We start from the raw sequence: 17,827 nt of genomic DNA, 5'->3' as shown, positions 1-17,827 counted from the left end.
ATAGCAGCAATCATCCAAAAGTCATAATTGATTATACCGAAGGAAACATCGACCAGATCGATATAAGTCACAGCCAGCTCAACGACATATCATTGAGACGAACAAAAAAAGCGGCCGGCAGGATAAACCCACTGGCCGCTTTGAAATTATATTTAGGAGAAATTACCTAGCGTTACGCTCAGCGGCTTCTTTGATCACCTTCTCGGAAATGTTACGTGGACACGGAGCGTAATGTGAGAACTCCATAGAGAACTGACCACGACCAGATGTCATTGTACGAAGATCACCGATGTAACCAAACATTTCAGAAAGGGAAGCCTCAGCCTTAACGCGAACACCTGTAGGCGTTGTGTCTTGAGACTGGATCATTCCACGGCGACGGTTAAGATCTCCGATCACGTCACCGACGTTCAGCTCAGGAGTGAACACGTCGAGCTTCATGATTGGCTCAAGAATCTGAGGGCCAGCCTTAGGGATAGATGCACGGTACGCCGCCTTAGCTGCGATTTCGAACGCTACAGCAGAGGAGTCAACTGCGTGGCAACCACCATCTGTAAGAGTTACCTTAACATCTTCCATTGGGTAGCCAGCGAGAACACCAGCAACCATTGAAGTGCGGAAACCCTTCTCAACAGCTGGGAAGAATTCCTTAGGAACATTACCGCCAACAACTTTGGACTCGAAGAGGAAACCTGTTCCGACTTCACCAGGCTCGATCGTGTAATCAATCTTACCATACTGACCAGAACCACCGGACTGCTTCTTGTGCGTGTAGCTGTCCTTGATTGTCTTAGTGATGGACTCACGGTATGCAACCTGTGGAGCACCCACTGTTACTTCAACGCCGTGTGTGCGCTTGAGAATGTCTACCTTAATGTCGAGGTGAAGCTCACCCATCCCTTTAAGGATTGTCTCACCAGTCTCTTCGTCAGTTTCAACGAGGAAAGTAGGATCCTCTTTAACCATCTTACCGATAGCTATACCCATTTTCTCAGCGTTCACTTTATCAATAGGAGTAACAGCAATTGAAATCACAGGCTCAGGGAAAACCATTGGCTCGAGAGTCGCAGGATGCGCCTTATCACAGAGAGTGTGACCAGTCTGAACATTCTTGAGACCTACGAGAGCGACGATGTCGCCAGCTTGTGCTGAGTCAAGCTCGATACGCTCGTCTGCGTGCATCTCTACAAGACGACCAATACGCTCAGTCTTGCCCGTGAAAGTGTTAAGGATTGTATCACCCTTGCTGATCTTACCTGAGTAGATACGAGTGAATGTGAGAGCGCCGTACTTGTCATCCATAATCTTGAATGCAAGAGCACGAAGTGGTGCGTCTGGTGTCACGATAGCGAATTCGCCAGTCTCTGTACCCTCTTCGTCAACTTCTGGCTGTGGTGGAACCTCAGTAGGGGAAGGAAGGTAGTCAACAACACCATTGAGCACGTTCTGGATCCCCTTGTTCTTGAATGCTGATCCACAGTAAGTAGGGAAGAAATCGAGAGCGATAGTTCCTTTGCGGATACATCTCTTGAGGTCTTCGAAGCTTGGCTCCTCACCTTCGAGGTAAGCTTCCATGAGGTCGTCGTCCTGCTCAACAGCAGTCTCGATAAGCTCCGCGCGGTACTCCTCAACTTGCTCAACCATGTCGGCCGGCACGTCTTGAACTTCGTAATTCTCAGGAAGACCTGAATCATCCCATACCCATGCTTTACGCGTGATGAGATCAACAATGCCCTTGAGCTCAGTCTCACATCCGATAGGAAGAACCATTATGAGTGGCTTAGCCGCGAGGATAGTTTTGATTTGTCCGACGACACCGAGGAAGTCAGCACCAACACGGTCCATCTTGTTAATAAAGATAACGCGAGCAACTGCTGATTCGTTAGCATAACGCCAGTTTGTCTCAGACTGTGGCTCAACTCCACCAGATGCGCAGAAAACTCCAACGCCACCGTCGAGAACTTTAAGCGAACGGTAAACTTCTACAGTGAAGTCTACGTGTCCAGGAGTATCGATGATGTTGAAACGGTGATCGTCCCAGAAACATGAAGTAGCTGCAGATTGGATCGTGATTCCACGCTCTTGCTCTTGCTCCATGAAGTCAGTGGTAGCTTCACCATCGTGAACTTCACCAGTTCTATGTACCTTACCGGTGAGTTTTAGGATGCGCTCTGTTGTTGTGGTCTTGCCCGCATCAACGTGAGCGAAGATTCCGATATTTCTGTATTTTGATAGATCTGTAGCCATAAGAATGGTCCTTTCGTGTTTCGACTTTGTGCCGAGTTACTTGCAGCGTTGCATATATCGCCACAGATCATTTGGCAATCACTCTATGCCAATTTCTTAAAAAAATAACAAATCTCCAGCTAATGTAAGTAACTCTGAGCAAACAGACCTATGCTGGGCACGCCAGTTAGAACGTAATTCCCTTAAGATCCTCATCGCTTAATGCTATTTTTCTCAGTGCAGGATCCAACTCTAAAGCCGGTATCAGATGGCGACTCGCCTCTTCTACATCCCCTAGCACAGCACAATAACATGCCATATTGTAATGAAAGAGCGCATCCTTCATCAAACTCTTAGGCCCACTCATCAAGAAGCTCTTGGCTGCCAGCGTATCGCCCGTTTCATGCAAACAATAGGCCGCGTGTAAAAAGTAGGCGCGCTTGCTTGGCTTCAGCGCACAAAGAAGGCTAGCTAACTCTGCGCCGCGATTCCAATGCTTTTGCATCATTTGGGCAGCAAGCTCAAGCTCGGAAGAATGCACACCTTGTCGCACATTCACAGGTAGGCGCTCAATTTCCAATACAGCCTCAACAGGCATCTCTAATTGCAAGTAACCTTCCGCAGCAGCTAAGCACCGTTCCTCATTCATCTCAAGCACGACGCTAGCACAACTCCTCAGTCCAGCGCAACCGCCGATATCCAGACTAACCTAAGACAAATGCGGCACAGTAACTTGCAAGCAGAAGAATAAAACACAGAGTTGGGAGGATCGGGTATTTCATGAGCGTATAAGACCTAGCTCCATAGCTTCTTCAGGCAAAGGGAAAACTCAATGATTCAGAATAGAAATTCACCTTTCCTAGCCTTGCATATCCGAAATTCTCTTAGCAGACTGCCGCGATGAAATCTGAGCAGCAGCGCCAGCCAGTGGAATGCGAGTTCATGCCGAATGATTATTTCGCGAAACTCGATCCCTCAACAATCTTCGACAACGATCAACCACTCGAGCTTGACCTCGGCAGTGGCGACGGCTCGTTCATCATCGGCATGGCTGCTCACCATCCCGATCGCAACTTCCTTGGAGTTGAGCGTTTACTCGGCCGCGTAAAACGCGTTTGCCGCAAAGCTACGCAAGGAAAACTAGCTAACTGTAAAGTACTCCGACTCGAGTCAAAGTATGTGATCGAATGGTTATTCCCAGAGAACTCCGTCGACCGAGTCCACTTACTTTGCCCTGACCCATGGCCAAAGGCGCGCCACCACAAAAACCGTCTTGTCCAACAAGGCTTTCTCGAAGCTCTCTATAAAGCGCTCAAGCCGGGTGGAGAATTTCGCTTCAAAACCGATCACCCAGAATACTTTGAATGGGTCGAAGAGGAACTAAAAACCTTCCAAAAACTCGAACGACTTGAGTGGCCGGAGGACGCCTTCTTTTACCCAAAGACCGACTTTCAACTCCAGTGGGAGGCCGAGGGCAAAGTCATCGAACGCGCCCGCTTCCGCAAACCTGAGTAGCACTCACCACTTTCCACTTCACACTTATCACTCCTAGCTTCAGCCTAGGCACCGTCATGAAACCAGACAACATTAGCAAGTACCGCCCATTCCCCCCCGTAAATTTGACCGACCGTACATGGCCAGACCAGCAGATCACCTCTGCTCCGATCTGGTGCTCTGTCGACCTCCGCGATGGAAACCAGGCTCTACCCCAGCCTATGACCATCGAAGAAAAACTCGAATTCTTCGACCTTCTTTGCCAAATTGGTTTTAAACAAATCGAGATTGGCTTCCCATCTGCCGCTGACACTGAATACAACTTCTGTCGTCGTTTGATTGAGGAAAACCGCATCCCAGAAGATGTGACTATCCAGATCCTCGTTCAAACTCGCGAGCACCTCATTCGCCGATCCTTTGAAGCAATCAAGGGAGTTAAGCGCGCCATCGTGCACATTTACAACTCGACCTCCCCACTCCAGCGCCGCGTCACCTTTAGCGACGCCTCACGCGAGCAGATCCGTGACATCGCTGTGGCCGGAGCCGAGTTAGTCAAAGAACTTACCCCTACGATTCCAGAAACTGAAATCGTCCTCCAGTATTCCCCAGAATCCTTTTCCGATACCGAGTTAGATTTCGCGGTCGAATGCTGCAATGCGATCATCGACATCTGGCAGCCGACCCCCGAGAAGAAAATGATCATCAACCTACCGGACACCGTCCAGTGGGCCACCCCTAACATCCATGCCGACCAGATCGAATGGATGTGCCGAAACTTGGCTAAGCGCGGCGCGCTCTCAGTCTCATTGCACACCCACAACGACCGAGGAACTGGAACCGCAGCAACTGAGCTCGGCCTCATGGCTGGCGCTGACCGTGTAGAAGGCACTCTCTTTGGCAATGGCGAACGCACTGGCAACCTCGACATCGTCACCGTGGCTCTCAACATGAACTCCCATGGAATCCCAACAGGTCTCGACTTCAGCGATCTATCATCCATCCGGGCAGTTTACGAGCGAGTCACACGCATGACTGTCTCTGACCGCTCGCCCTATGCTGGCGAACTCGTCTTCACGGCGTTCTCTGGATCTCACCAAGACGCCATCAAGAAAGGCCTCGACCGCCGCAGAAAAGAACGCACTGAACAAGCTGATCTAGCATGGGGAGTCCCCTACCTCACCATCGACCCGGAGGATATCGGACGCTCCTACGAGGCGATCATCCGCATCAACTCACAGTCAGGCAAAGGCGGCGTAGCCTACATCCTTGATCGCGAGCACGGCTTTGATCTACCTAAGACCATGCACCCACAGGTAGGAAAGAGCATTTACGAGCTAGCTGACTCACAGAGTAAGGAACTCGATGCCTCTGAGATCCGCGAAGCATTCTTCGAGCACTTCGTTAATGTTTCTCAGCCGCTGCAGTTGATAGAATACGAACTCGACCACAACAGAGCTGCCGCAGGCCAAGTTCTCTGCCACGCATGCATCATAGTCGATGGAACTGAAAAAGAAATCTCTGGCGAGGGCAACGGCCCGATCAACTCCTTTGTGCACGCGCTCGAAACGGCGGGTCTCAAGGACTTCACTCTCACAGACTACCGTTCGCACGCGATCCGTGGCGGCTCAGACTCTGACTCAGCTGCCTACATCCAGCTTCGCTCAAATGAAAACAGCGGAATACTCTGGGGCTGCGGCGTCGACCCATCTATCGAGATGGCTGGCCTCAAAGCCCTCGTAAGCGCCTACAACCTCCTCCACGGATAACGCTATGATCGAATTTAAACTCTTTGGTATACCGATCCGAGTGGAGCCTATTTTTTGGCTCACAATGGGATTCTTAGGTCTCATGCGTTATGACCCTCGTTCAAGCGCAGACCTACTTATGCTGGCAATGTTTGTCATAGCAGGCTTCCTCTCGCTACTCATTCACGAGATGGGCCATGCTCTGATGATCAAGCACTATAAGCTGCCAACTCAAGTCGTGCTTTCCAACTTCGGTGGCTACGCGACCTACCCAGCTGGCATCTTAAACCGTAAGCAGTCATTCTTAGTGACCGCAGCAGGCCCAGGAAGTCAAATTCTAGTCGCGATAGCAGTCTTTTTCATCTCCCCCTATCTTGGACTAGCTGGGAACATGCTCTCACACTTCATTGGAACCTTCGTTCTCATCAGTGTAATATGGGCAATATTCAACTGCCTCCCCATCCTTCCTCTTGACGGAGGTCAAATGCTGGGCGCTATCATGGGCCCTCGCCGCAAAGCTGGCGTTCACCTAACTGGGATTATCATCGCCGCACTCATAGGAGTGGTAGCAATCTACATAGGATATTACATAGCGTCCCTCTTCATGGGTATGTTCGCTTACCAGAATTACCAAGCGTGGCAGCAAACTAAGAGCTAACATTTCACATTCTTACTATAAAAATGGCCTCACAGCATATTCGCTGTGAGGCCATTTTAGTTTAGAGCTTTCTTAAAATTAGTTAGCCTGGTGCATGTACACATCTTGCTGCGGGAATGGGATAGAGATTCCTGCTTGATCAAAGGCCTTCTTCACATTCTCAATGATCGAGAAGTTCACACCCCAATAATCGGCAGCCTTCACCCATACGCGAACCGTAAAATTCACTGAACTATCAGCTAACTCACCCACCACAATAAATGGCTCGCGCCCCTCTTGTTCGGTGATTATTTCTGTATTTGCAGCAATGACCGACTTCAGCACTTCGCGCGCTTGGTCGATGTCGTCACCATAACCAATCCCGAAAGTAAAATCCACACGGCGCTCGGGCATCGTGGAATAGTTCACCATTGAATCGTTAGAAACCTTACCGTTCGGCAGGTGGATCATCTTGTTATCAGGAGTCAACAGGATCGTCTGAAAAATCTGAATTTCTTTCACGCAACCAGTGAACCCTTGAGACTCTATCACATCGCCAATCTTGAATGGACGGAAGATAAGAAGCATCACACCGCCAGCGAAATTCTGTAATGTACCGCTGAGAGCCATACCAATAGCTAGACCCATTGCTGCGAAAATGGCAGCGAAAGAAGTTGCTTGAATCCCAACGGTTTCAATGGCTGAAATAGCCACACCCACCTTCACTAAAGTCGATATCAGTGTGCAAATAAAAGGTTTGATCGTTGGATCCACACCTTTTTTATCGAGCTGTTTTCCAACTAAAATAGCGATCCACCCCGCCACCTTCCAGCCGACGGCTAGAGTGATCAGAGCCAATAGAATTTTAACTCCCCAGTCAGCTCCTTGAGCTGCTAGGACGGACATATCAATTGCGGCAATAAGCGTATTCATCGCATGCTGGTATAGGTGTTAGCCTACAAATAATCCACCCTCAATTTTACACGACTGATAGCTCACCCGCCATCTTCGGCTCGCATTCTCGCTAGAACCTCAGACATATCTTCTAGATTATCCCAGATCTCTTTTAAAAAGTACAGAGGAGCACCACAGCGCACGGCCATTGCAATGCAGTCGCTTGGACGAGCATCGAGCTCGATAACTTTGCGCTCCATCACTTCATTTTGGGCCTCTAGGAAAAGCCGGGCAAAATACACTTCACCTTCCACTTTTACAACCAACGCACGCATCATACGCGCGCCCATCGCCTTTAGAGTATCGGTAAAAAGGTCGTGGCTCAGTGGCCTGGGCGCCGGCTCATTTGCCAAGGCCATATTAATAGACGCTCCGATTGAAGGATCTACATAAAAGACAATCACCTTCTCCCCGTCACCGAGGAAAACGGCGCATCCGGCTTGGGTTGGCATGAGCGCTACCGGCTCAACTCTCACTACATCTGCTGGCATAATCTTTGCTCTTTATATTGAGCGAGCGAGGTATTTACGAGACTGGATTACATACTTTTCAGCCCAATGCCTCACTTTTGCTTGATCCACTAGATCCAGACTTCTCACTACTTTAGCTGGTGAGCCCATTACGAGTGAACCTGGGGGAATCACAACACCACTGGTAACCAGAGCATTCGCTCCGATGATCGAGCGTTCGCCGATGACGGCTCCATCTAAAATGCAGGAACCCATACCAATAAGAACTTCATCCTTCACTGTGGCCGCATGGACAATCGCCCCGTGACCGACAGTTACATATTCACCTATGTAAGTCCCAAAATCATCCGAAAGGTGAATCACGGCATTGTCTTGCACGTTCGAACGCGGCCCAATCACAATCTCATTAATGTCACCTCGCAATGTCGTATTATACCAAATACTCGCTTCCTCACCAATAGTCACACGACCAATCAAATCAGCGCTAGCTGCAATAAATGCACTTGAATGCACCTCCGGTAAAAACTCCTCATAAGACTCAATCGCCATGCCCTCAATCTATGGCGCATCTGCATTCTCACAATGATTTTCTACACTTCCCTTGCTCTTGACCTATTTCTGGGCGAATCTATGCCATTCCTCCCACTCCCTCAGCGGAAGGTAACTCCATATTTATGCACGAATCCCTTACAGTTATTGGTATCATCCTCATCGGCATGGCCCTTCGTTCCTGCCGCCGCCGCATCTTCAGAAAGATCGGTGCGCTCGTCTACCTGCTCGCTAGTGGGACCGTCGTCTACTTTATATCGGGAAACATCCCACTCTCGATCGCCTCTATCTTCGTCTGGTTTTTCCTCCCATGGATCGAGCTAGGCACGAGGGTTCGCAAGCTGCGACTACCGCTAGAGAATCACCTCAATGAGGAAAGAAGTCCAAGGCTCCAGCAATTTCCAGAAGCCGCACATAATATCGACGAACTAGAAACCCTCGATTTCGAACACAGCTCAGACTACAGCTGGGACTGGGCCGGCTCAGCCCAACATTACAGCTTCTTTTGGCACCCAGAAGAACGAACCGTTGTCACAGTTTGCCTCTGCAAACAAACGAATGTTGCCTTTTCGTACGTCACCATTTCATCCCGTGCTTGTGATGGTAAAATCTACCGCACTAGTAATTTCCCATTCTCATCTACTTTAAAGAACTCCCCAGCTGTGGCCTGGAACCAGATTGCATGCCGTCATTGCTCGCTTGAGCAATCGCTCGAGTCCCATAAACACTTTATAAAAAAGAAGGGTGGATCGTTTGACAACCTCATGATGCCTGACCCCGACATCCTCAACGAAGAAGTAGAGAATGACATGCGTGTTCAAATCCGCCACAACCTCGACACCGGTATCATCACCATCACTGACAATGGTAAATTTCGCTATTCCTTCCGTGGACTTTGTTTCCTGTGGAAGCAATTCATCAAGGATATGATTCGTCTGAGCTAGACTGAGCGCCATTTAGGTCATCTCCGTTCTGGTCATGCTAACAATCTTTCCTACACTCGCGCTATGAATGCAGAAACAACGAACACCATGCCTGCTAGGAATATTATCCTCGTTGGCTTTATGGGTTCGGGAAAATCAACCATCGGCCGCGAGTTGGGTAAGTTACTCAGCTACCCGCTGATCGATACCGACAGTAAAATCGAAGAACTTGAGAAACTCAGCGTGGCAGACATTTTCTCACTTAGAGGCGAGAGCTATTTTCGCAATTGCGAGACTCAAGCAGTCGATCAACTCATCAGCGACGGAGTCACCCACCACATCATCGCCACTGGCGGTGGACTACCGATAAAAGAACAAAATCGCCCGCTCTTACGCGAACTCGGTTACGTGGTCTGGCTCGATGCGAATACCGACACTCTACTGGAGCGCACATCGCGCAATAGTAAGCGACCATTACTGCAAACCGGGAATCCTCGCGAAACCATCGAAAAGATGCTCAACCAGCGCAATGCCATTTACAGAGAAGTCTCTCACCTACGCCTGCAAACATCAGGCCTCAATATCGCGGAGACAGCGCATGGCATTCTCGAGAGTGCCCGATACTTTTTTGGACACAGCTAAGACACGATTACGGTTGCATCTAAGCTCCGAGTGTGAAGAATCCCAGCTCTCTCTATTACCCCGCCAAAGCTCTTTCCGCACCACACATACCACATGGCACGCCTAAAATCATTTTCTGACTCAAAAGGACGCATCGCATTCGATCTCGTCCGCAAGGAAATCAAACAGGTAGAAAAGCAGATCTCTGAGCAGGTCAAAGCTTTTGACTCTGAAGTGGAGCCATACATCGACTACATCTGTAACACGAGCGGCAAGCGCATTCGTCCAGCCCTCGCCATCCTCGCAGGTGGCGCACTAGGAAAAATATCTGACGACAACCTCAAGATTGGCGTCATTTTTGAGCTCATTCATATGGCCACTCTGGTTCACGATGACATCATCGACGAAGCCGATACTCGCCGTAAAACGCCCACACCTAATGCCAAATGGGGCAACGGAATGGCGGTCCTACTAGGTGACGCTCTATTCTCTCACGCTCTTCTACTCGCCACAGAGTTCGGTAGCATCGACATCTGCCGCAAGGTCGGCACAGCTTCACGCGAAGTTTGCCAAGCGAAGTCATTCAGACGCAACGCCGATTTGACCTCGGCCTGACAAAGCAAGAATACTTCCGCATCATCGCTATGAAAACGGGCGCGCTCTTTGCCGCATCAGCCGGCATTTCTTCCTCACTCTCAGGTGCGGATGCTGAAACCGAAGCAAAAGTCTATGACTACGGCCTCAAGCTAGGCACCGCCTTCCAGATCTACGACGACTGCCTCGACCTCGTCGGCTCCGAAGACCAAGTTGGCAAGACTCTGCGCACCGACCTAGAAAAAGGTAAGCTCACACTGCCTCTTCTCAATCTGCTAGAAACAGCTCCCAACAGCACGAAGAAGCTGCTTAAAAAGAACATCAAAGACCAGCAACCGCTCGACTTTGAAGGCTTAGTAGGAGCCAAAGCCTACACTGCATCTATTGAGGCCTCACTCGACACCGCAGTTGAGATGCTCGATGAAGCAAGAGACAACCTCAATTGCCTAGAAGACAATAACTACACCAAAGGGCTGTTAGAAATCACCGGCTACCTCGAAGACTTGATCAACAAGTGCCGCAGCTAAAACTCACCCATCATGTCTAAAGGAAGACTCATCGGCGGCCTCATTATCCTAGCTGGATTTGTGGCCGCCTTTTTTGGGATTACTGGTCTCTTCGCCGCCTGTTTTCTCTGGGTCACCGGCACTGCAATATTCGCCCATTCATTTTTAAAATAATCCCCCACATGACACCGCCTCCTCCCACACCCGTTCAGAAGAACGACAACGACCAGCTAAAGCTACTCGTCATTTTCCATTACATTCTTGGAGGATTCTCAGCTCTAGGCATCCTCTTCCTCGGCTTGCATTACTTCATTATGAGTAGCGTCTTTCGCAATCCTCATTTCCTCAGCGAAATAGAAAAAACACAGAATCTGAGATCGCTTTCTCACCAGTTGTGTTTCTTGATTATTTCGTCTGGATGTATGTTCTCATGGGATTCATTGCGGTAGGGATAGCAGTTCTAAATGCACTCTCTGCCAGATTCCTCGCTCTGCGTAAAAATCGTACATTCTCTCTCGTCGTCGCTGGGATCAACTGCCAGCAAATGCCCTTTGGAACCATCCTTGGCGTATTCACATTTATCGTACTATTGAGAGGCTCAGTTCGCGGCTCCTACGAGCAAGCTTTTACTCAGCAATAGAGCATTTCAGGCACATCCGAAGTCTCTAGCAGATGATCCTTGGCGCATGACTTAGGCTGAATTAGGATATTTCTAGAATAATATCCAACAACTCTACTCTTACCTGCCATGACTAAAAAAGAATTCTGTGACCTCGACTGTTTTATGCAAGGCTCATCCGCCGCAACCCAGCTGAACCCAACTTCCACCAAGCTGTCCACGAGGTCGTCGAGAGTGTTATGCCCCTCGTCTATGATTCTAAGAAATACAGAGACGCTAGCATCCTAGAGCGCATGACTGAGCCAGACCGCATTATCACATTCCGCGTCACATGGATGGATGATGCTGGCAACGTTCGCGCCAACCGAGCTTGGAGAGTGCAGTTCAATAACAGCATAGGCCCCTACAAAGGTGGGCTGCGCTTCCACAAAGATGTCGACCTCGACACTCTCAAATTCTTGGGTTTCGAACAAACCTTCAAAAACTCCCTCACAGGTCTGCCGATGGGTGGGGCCAAAGGTGGATCTAATTTCAACCCAAAAGGAAAAACCGACGCGGAAGTCATGCGTTTTTGCCACGCGATGATGACCGAACTCCAACGTCACATTGGAGAAGACACGGATGTCCCAGCTGGTGACATAGGCGTCGGTGGACGTGAACTCGGCTACCTATTTGGCCAATACAAAAGACTCAACAATCGCTTTGCCGGAGTCCTAACCGGTAAAGGCCTCTCCTTTGGCGGCAGCGTTGGTCGAAAGGAAGCCACCGGCCATGGAGCTGTCTACTTCCTAAGGGAAATCCTCCAACACCGTGGTGAAGGGCTCGAAGGAAAATCAGCCATTATCTCCGGTTCAGGCAACGTCGCACTTTACGCTATTGAAAAGTTAGAAGAGCTAGGCTGCAAGGCTCTCACAGCCTCCGATTCATCAGGCTTCATTTTCGACCCTGATGGCATCAGTGGTGAAAAACTCGAATTCCTTAAAGATCTCAAAGAAGTACGCCGCGGTAGAATCCACGAGTACGCTGACAAGTTTGGCTGCGAGTTTCACCCAGGTAAACGCCCATGGGCAGTGAAAGCCGACTACGCTCTCCCCTGCGCGACTCAAAACGAAGTCGATGAAGCCGATGCTAAAGTAATGGTCGCCAATGGTCTGCACGTTCTCATCGAAGGAGCCAACATGCCCACGACAGCCGACGGTGTGACAACACTACAACAAGGCGGCGTCATATTTGGCCCAGCCAAAGCTGCAAATGCTGGTGGTGTTGCGGTCTCAGGCTTAGAACAAAGTCAGAATGCCCTACGCATTGCTTGGTCCCACGAAGTAGTAGACACCAGACTCAAGGGCATCATGGCCGGTATTCACCAGAAATGTCTCCGCCACAGTCTAGAAGTTCACGGTACTATTGATTATATCAAAGGCGCCAACATTGCAGGGTTTGTGAAGGTTGCTGATGCTATGGTTGCCTATGGAGCAATCTAATTTTGTCCATAAAGATGGAAGATATGGCCTGTTTCGCCAGTACAATAAGAATGCTGAAAACAATCACCGCAGCCATACTCAGCCTTACCCTCGCTGTTACTTCTCAGGCAATTAGCAAAGAAGAGCTAGTTAAGCGCCAGTGTAGGTCGATCCACTTAGGCTACACAAAATCAGTCGATGACCCATGCTACGCTTATATCGACCTCAGTGTAGAGAAGTCCTCACCCGGCACGTACTTTTGTGCCCTAGGATTTCATATGGGACACCTTGGAATGCAAGAACTCGCCAATGGTAAGAAAGTCATCATCTTCTCCGTCTTGGAACACAAAAATGGCCGAATTTCAAAAAATGTTCCGGAAAATATGCGAGTAAAACTCATCCGTAAGGGTGATGACGTGCGCTTCAGTAGTGAAGGCTCTGGCGGTCAGAGCTTTTACGACTACGATTGGCAAATTAGAGAAAAAGTCAGCTTCTTAGTGAAGTCGATTCGTGTCAACGACACCACGACCCGTTATACTGGCTACTTTTATAACAACAAAACCAAGGGTTGGCAGCTGATGACTGAGTTCCAGACATTAGCCAAAGGCAAGCAACTTGGTAACGGTATCTACTCCTTCGTCGAAGACTTCCTCCGCAACTACCAATCAGCAACAGTTGTCCGTAAAGCAAGCTACACCAATGCCTGGGCATCAACTGACGCAAAGACTTGGCGACCAATGCCAAAAGCACGCTTCACCGGCGACAGCACCCCATCTAAAAATGTCGATGCAGGTCAAATCAGTCATGGATTCTTCCTCCAAACTGGCGGAACAACCAACCAAGCAACTTCTAAGCTTTGGAGCACTATCGAAACCACCCCAGCGCAAAAAAAATCGATCAAAGTCCTCCCGAAGGAATTGACGGATGCCTAATCCCAATCGAACAACTCAGTCTCCACTCCCCCACGCAAGAGCTAAGTCTAGCTCACGCTGATAAAGCGACCGCTACTACCGCATCCCACATCCAACGCCCAACCTCGTTTTTTCACAAAACTCAGTGCTCTCTCTAACTGCCTGACTCCATATCCCGAGCCCCTATGTTGCTCACACCACCTCTCAGCTATCGCATCGTAGTTCTTTCCAGTCAGATTTGCCTCCACACACTAAGCTCTAAAAATCCTATAGAGGTATGTCGATAATCATACTCGCCAAGCCAACTTAAAAAAAATATGGGCCGTCCACACCATGTGAACGACCCAAAAAATTCCTAATTAGTCTACTTGTCTTTACGCATTGCTAGCTCGGCTTTCACCAAATCTTCCAGCTCAGTATAGAGTTCTTCATTTTCCTTAAGGGCTGTCTTAGCTGCATCGCGGCCTTGGGCTAGCTGGTTACCATTATAGGAGAACCAAGAGCCACGCTTGAGGATGATATTGTACTCTATCGCTAAATCGAGGAGTGAGCCCACTGAAGAAATACCTTCGTTATACATGATGTCGAACTCAGCTTCCCTGAATGGTGGGGCTACCTTATTTTTTACCACTTTGATTTTCGTGCGGTTGCCCTGCACTACTCCATCAGTTGACTTGATCTGACCAATCCGGCGAATATCTACACGCATCGAAGCAAAGAATTTTAGCGCACGACCACCAGGAGTGGTTTCTGGGCTACCAAACATCACGCCGATCTTCTCACGGATCTGGTTAGTGAAGATACACACGGTGTTTGCCTTGGAGATGAAGCTCGTGAGCTTTCTCATTGCGGCACTCATCAAGCGCGCTTGCGCACCGACAGTGGAATCTCCGATTTCACCTGCCAGTTCTTGCCTGGTCACCAAAGCAGCCACCGAGTCGAGCACGATCACATCAATTGCATTCGAACGGACCAAAGTCTCGCAAATCTGCAATGCTTCCTCACCTGAAGATGGCTGAGAAATAAGAAGGTCATCTAGATTCACCCCAAGACGACGTGCGTATTGAGGATCGAGCGCGTGCTCCACATCAATAAATGCCGCGAGACCACCTTGCTTTTGAGCCTGCGCGATCGCTGTCAATGTCAGCGTTGTTTTACCTGATGACTCAGGCCCAAACACTTCAATAATACGACCTTTCGGGAAACCTCCGACTCCGAGAGCTCGGTCAATGAGAAGGTTGCCTGTCGGGATGACGTCGACGTCGACACAGCCCGCATCGCCCAAACGCATGATCGCTGTCTCACCAAATTCCTTTTGAATATGCGTGAGCGCTAAATCGAGATTCTTCTTGCGTGCTTCTAATAGCTTTTCGTTGGCCTTTTCTTGAGCAGCGGATTCTTTTGTAGACATATGAGTAATAAGTTCAGGTTGTGCAGACACGGTAATAATTGGTTGTCTTGATACACTCAGACTGCACCTCACCGTATTCGCGGTCAACACAAAATGTGTTCTAAAGAACATTTTTTAGACTTACTTAAAATTGAGTCGGCAGACTAATCACTCCAAAGGCTTCTTTCTGAGACCTCTCAGACTGTACATGCTTGATTCACGAACTCTCAGTAACTTCCTAGCTCCTGTCGTTCGCTTCGAGTAGAGCGATGGTCGACCCTACCTTCATACTAAAGGAAACCTCCCATTGGCGTCAACCTAAGCACTTAAGGTGACCTATCCTTCTCTGGGCTAAAGTCTTACCTTTTATTCGAACTTCATGTGACAACTCCCTCAGTCGGTATGGATACGCAATATTCATGGAGTCAAGTTGTGATAAACATGAAAGCATCCAGTCCATGAACTTCTCGATGCTCAATTTACACCGTTCTATACTATGGTGTGCAGCTACCACCGCTTGGACCTTTGATGTCAGTAAAGCTAAGATTTGAGCGGCTTTCAGAATCAATTGCAAATGATTCTTGTTAGTCGGACTTCTCATTGCTTTTTGCATGTTACTTGCACCCTTTAGGGCTCGAAACGTAATCTCTATGGCCCAACGTTGTTCATAAAATGAGATGACCTCATGGGTACTTAGCTGTTCCTCTGGGATGTTTGTGATGTAAAGGCTCCACTGCTCTCGAAGGTCTCCATTGGATCTACGCTTCCTCCTCTTTGTATCTCCTTTTTCTTTCCGCTTCGCTCGTCTGCGGTCCACAGTTTCCTTACTACATCTCACCGCGACTAAACGGCAAGTGTGGCCATGCGCGGTAATACGTACATGTATATCTAACGTACTCTTTAAAGTCGTTGAAAGGAGGCTTTCTAAAGTATTCCCATCTTCGATCCAGACTTTTATTTGACCATGTAAACGACTCATCCAGAGCGCCTCAATACCCTCGGCATACTTAAATGACTCCAAAGCTGAATAACCTAAATCTCTAATTTTCATGTCACCCTTCTCAAGCAGTGGTAACAGGTTCCTCCCTAGTGTTCGATCTTGCTCTTTGCCGTTAGATTCTTGGATTAGCAGGATGTCGTTGGTCAAAAAGTTCATCGTGAGATCAATCTTCGCACAAGATATCCGCGTCGACTTGTTAGAAGTTCCAGCATAATGTTTATGATTCTTTTTGTGACTCCGTATCTGTGTGGAATCTTGGACAATAAGCCTTTTACACTTCGAGTTGCGGGGGCTGAGATTCTCTGGAGTTTGTTGTCCATTTACTTTGTCCAATACTGCTTGTAAAAAATCAGGGCAAGAGTCTTTCTTAATACGCTTCCAGAGAGCTTGCTTTGATAGCGAGTTATTATTTATAGTCGCCATGCGACTGGCCAATTTTCGTAACGAGGCCTTTCCATCTTCGAGTGATCTAAAAAGTGATCGCAAGAATCCTTCTGCCGAAAAGTGCTCACTTTCTCGTTCGATAAATCCCACACTCTTGGCAATTGATTCAAGGTCACCAAGATAATGTTCGATTACAACATTTCCACCATCACGCTTCTTAAATTTGGACATGCCAAGCATGCGTGATCTGGCCTCACGTCAAGAATAAACATACATTTATTTATGTATTTATCTTTAGATAAATAAGTTACGACTTAGGTTGACGCCAATGGGAAACCTCCGGCAACTAGCGCTGTTACGCTGGAAGGGATTTCAAGCTAGCCAAGGCACGACGATGATACCCCACCGCTGTCATCGGTCTGCCCCTGCAGCAGAGCTGTATCAAGCCACAGCTGCCCAGAGGAGGCGACTATTGATTACGAGTTTGGCTGCTTTTGAGAATTTTTCATCTTTCGCGATTGAGATTGATTATTGCTCCAGTCTAAAAACTGCGAACTTCGCTCTACTACAGATCAGTTTCGATCGGTCCCCACTGGATTTCGGCGAGTTCCCCACCGTTGAACCAGAGATATAACTCTACATCTTCGTACATAACTCCACGGCTCGTTTCAGGTTTTGAGGCTCCAATATTTTGCCCATCTAGGAAGGCAACGGCTTCATCACGCTTCAGGCCGATGAGCTGCTTGCCAAAAAGTGTGACCTCTGGGCTAGCGACCTCGATCGTACAAAGCTGGTAGTTCTCGCTTTCATCAAAATTGAGTGAAATCCCGAGGTTCCAATAATGCCATGCGATCGATTCTTCGTCACCAAGATCGATTTGATCCACTTCCTCTGGCTCACCAAATATAGCACTCACCTCGTCGCGGGTGGCTCCGAACGGTAAATCTGCCAAACCTTTTCCTAGCATGATGTGCTGCGCTTTGCTCATAGTGCCAAGCTACACAGAGGATTTACCACAGGTCAACACCGAGCTGCTTCAAGCTCTGCCAGCTGCCCCCCTCTGGCGCGACCTCATCCTCAACGCCCCAAGAAAGCAAGAAAGAGACAGACATAATAAAGAAGAGAGATGCTTCTATACTCTATTCCATATGGATTCTGCAAAATGATGATCCTCCTATAAGGTTCTATAGAGCACGAATCGACTTGATATAAATCGCTGAATACGAGAGGTTTACAGATATTTCTAACGCGCCAAGAAAACAAGAAAAAGACACAAGAAAAAGACAGTCTAATAAAAAAGGAAGATGCTTCTATCCTCTATTCCATATAGATTCTAGACACAAG

General features: G+C 48.5%; 19 protein-coding genes. 11 read left to right on the top strand and 8 right to left on the bottom strand.

Features of this window, described 5'->3' with window-relative positions:
• Positions 1–162 precede the first annotated feature (162 nt).
• Positions 163–2,247: an elongation factor G gene (gene fusA / locus BSZ32_RS12445; RefSeq protein WP_105043715.1), complete on the bottom strand. Its 2,085-nt coding sequence runs from the start codon at positions 2,245–2,247 to the stop codon at positions 163–165.
• A gap of 166 nt (positions 2,248–2,413) precedes the next feature.
• Positions 2,414–2,875, bottom strand: a complete 462-nt coding sequence (locus BSZ32_RS12440; RefSeq protein WP_105043714.1) for a TPR end-of-group domain-containing protein — start codon at positions 2,873–2,875, stop codon at positions 2,414–2,416.
• A gap of 251 nt (positions 2,876–3,126) precedes the next feature.
• Between BSZ32_RS12440 and trmB the strand changes: the two genes are divergently transcribed.
• The 3 genes from trmB to BSZ32_RS12425 are packed head-to-tail and all read left to right on the top strand — an operon-like array spanning position 3,127 to position 6,123.
• Positions 3,127–3,741 carry a tRNA (guanosine(46)-N7)-methyltransferase TrmB gene (trmB, locus tag BSZ32_RS12435; RefSeq protein ID WP_105043713.1) on the top strand — a complete coding sequence of 205 codons (615 nt, stop codon included), beginning with the start codon at positions 3,127–3,129 and terminating at the stop codon, positions 3,739–3,741.
• Between the two features lie 56 nt (positions 3,742–3,797).
• Complete coding sequence (gene leuA / locus BSZ32_RS12430) at positions 3,798–5,486, top strand: 2-isopropylmalate synthase (RefSeq protein ID WP_105043712.1); 1,689 nt, start codon at positions 3,798–3,800, stop codon at positions 5,484–5,486.
• Positions 5,487–5,490: 4 nt separating this feature from the next.
• Positions 5,491–6,123 (top strand): metalloprotease, encoded by a 633-nt coding sequence (locus tag BSZ32_RS12425; RefSeq protein ID WP_105043711.1) that lies wholly within the window; start codon positions 5,491–5,493, stop codon positions 6,121–6,123.
• A 78-nt stretch (positions 6,124–6,201) separates the two neighbouring features.
• On the opposite strand, the gene BSZ32_RS12420 is transcribed toward BSZ32_RS12425, so the two are convergent.
• From BSZ32_RS12420 to BSZ32_RS12410, 3 genes are all read right to left on the bottom strand, one after another.
• Positions 6,202–7,035, bottom strand: a complete 834-nt coding sequence (locus BSZ32_RS12420; protein WP_105043710.1) for a mechanosensitive ion channel family protein — start codon at positions 7,033–7,035, stop codon at positions 6,202–6,204.
• Between the two features lie 62 nt (positions 7,036–7,097).
• Entirely contained in the window at positions 7,098–7,547 is a 450-nt protein-coding gene (locus BSZ32_RS12415) for a bifunctional nuclease family protein (RefSeq protein ID WP_105043709.1), read from the bottom strand.
• A gap of 12 nt (positions 7,548–7,559) precedes the next feature.
• Positions 7,560–8,075 (bottom strand): gamma carbonic anhydrase family protein, encoded by a 516-nt coding sequence (locus BSZ32_RS12410; RefSeq protein WP_105043708.1) that lies wholly within the window; start codon positions 8,073–8,075, stop codon positions 7,560–7,562.
• Between the two features lie 125 nt (positions 8,076–8,200).
• Here BSZ32_RS12410 and BSZ32_RS12405 point away from each other — a divergent pair, with 125 nt between their 5' ends.
• The 8 genes from BSZ32_RS12405 (at position 8,201) to BSZ32_RS12380 (ending at position 13,730) form a co-directional block, all read left to right on the top strand.
• Entirely contained in the window at positions 8,201–9,019 is an 819-nt protein-coding gene (locus tag BSZ32_RS12405) for a hypothetical protein (protein ID WP_105043707.1), read from the top strand.
• Positions 9,020–9,082: 63 nt separating this feature from the next.
• Positions 9,083–9,640, top strand: coding sequence for a shikimate kinase (locus BSZ32_RS12400; RefSeq protein WP_105043706.1), 558 nt, complete (start codon positions 9,083–9,085; stop codon positions 9,638–9,640).
• Between the two features lie 93 nt (positions 9,641–9,733).
• On the top strand, positions 9,734–10,234 hold the full coding sequence (locus BSZ32_RS20155) for a polyprenyl synthetase family protein (RefSeq protein WP_276308437.1): 501 nt from the start codon (positions 9,734–9,736) through the stop codon (positions 10,232–10,234).
• Positions 10,186–10,740, top strand: coding sequence for a polyprenyl synthetase family protein (locus BSZ32_RS20150; protein WP_276308436.1), 555 nt, complete (start codon positions 10,186–10,188; stop codon positions 10,738–10,740). The genes BSZ32_RS20155 and BSZ32_RS20150 overlap by 49 nt, the downstream gene beginning before the upstream one ends.
• A gap of 12 nt (positions 10,741–10,752) precedes the next feature.
• Positions 10,753–10,893 carry a hypothetical protein gene (locus BSZ32_RS18915; RefSeq protein ID WP_165788823.1) on the top strand — a complete coding sequence of 47 codons (141 nt, stop codon included), beginning with the start codon at positions 10,753–10,755 and terminating at the stop codon, positions 10,891–10,893.
• A gap of 220 nt (positions 10,894–11,113) precedes the next feature.
• Positions 11,114–11,359 (top strand): hypothetical protein, encoded by a 246-nt coding sequence (locus BSZ32_RS12390; RefSeq protein ID WP_129589741.1) that lies wholly within the window; start codon positions 11,114–11,116, stop codon positions 11,357–11,359.
• A gap of 137 nt (positions 11,360–11,496) precedes the next feature.
• Entirely contained in the window at positions 11,497–12,819 is a 1,323-nt protein-coding gene (gdhA, locus tag BSZ32_RS12385) for an NADP-specific glutamate dehydrogenase (protein ID WP_105043704.1), read from the top strand.
• A gap of 50 nt (positions 12,820–12,869) precedes the next feature.
• Positions 12,870–13,730 (top strand): DUF3472 domain-containing protein, encoded by an 861-nt coding sequence (locus BSZ32_RS12380; protein WP_165788822.1) that lies wholly within the window; start codon positions 12,870–12,872, stop codon positions 13,728–13,730.
• A 343-nt stretch (positions 13,731–14,073) separates the two neighbouring features.
• Here BSZ32_RS12380 and recA read toward each other — a convergent pair whose 3' ends face one another.
• The 3 genes from recA to BSZ32_RS12365 form a co-directional block, all read right to left on the bottom strand.
• Positions 14,074–15,120 (bottom strand): recombinase RecA, encoded by a 1,047-nt coding sequence (recA, locus tag BSZ32_RS12375; RefSeq protein WP_105043702.1) that lies wholly within the window; start codon positions 15,118–15,120, stop codon positions 14,074–14,076.
• A gap of 292 nt (positions 15,121–15,412) precedes the next feature.
• The gene (locus tag BSZ32_RS12370) at positions 15,413–16,714 is read right to left on the bottom strand and encodes an IS4 family transposase (RefSeq protein ID WP_165788821.1); all 1,302 of its coding nucleotides are present in this window, start codon (positions 16,712–16,714) and stop codon (positions 15,413–15,415) included.
• A 334-nt stretch (positions 16,715–17,048) separates the two neighbouring features.
• On the bottom strand, positions 17,049–17,471 hold the full coding sequence (locus BSZ32_RS12365; protein WP_105043700.1) for a hypothetical protein: 423 nt from the start codon (positions 17,469–17,471) through the stop codon (positions 17,049–17,051).
• Between the last annotated feature and the right edge of the window lie 356 nt (positions 17,472–17,827).

Origin of the sequence: Rubritalea profundi, assembly GCF_002954445.1 — a bacterium.
Classification (GTDB): Bacteria; Verrucomicrobiota; Verrucomicrobiia; order Verrucomicrobiales; family Akkermansiaceae; genus Rubritalea; species Rubritalea profundi.
The sequence above is the reverse complement of the archived record's forward strand: the minus strand, read 5'-3'. Positions and strand labels throughout refer to the sequence as shown.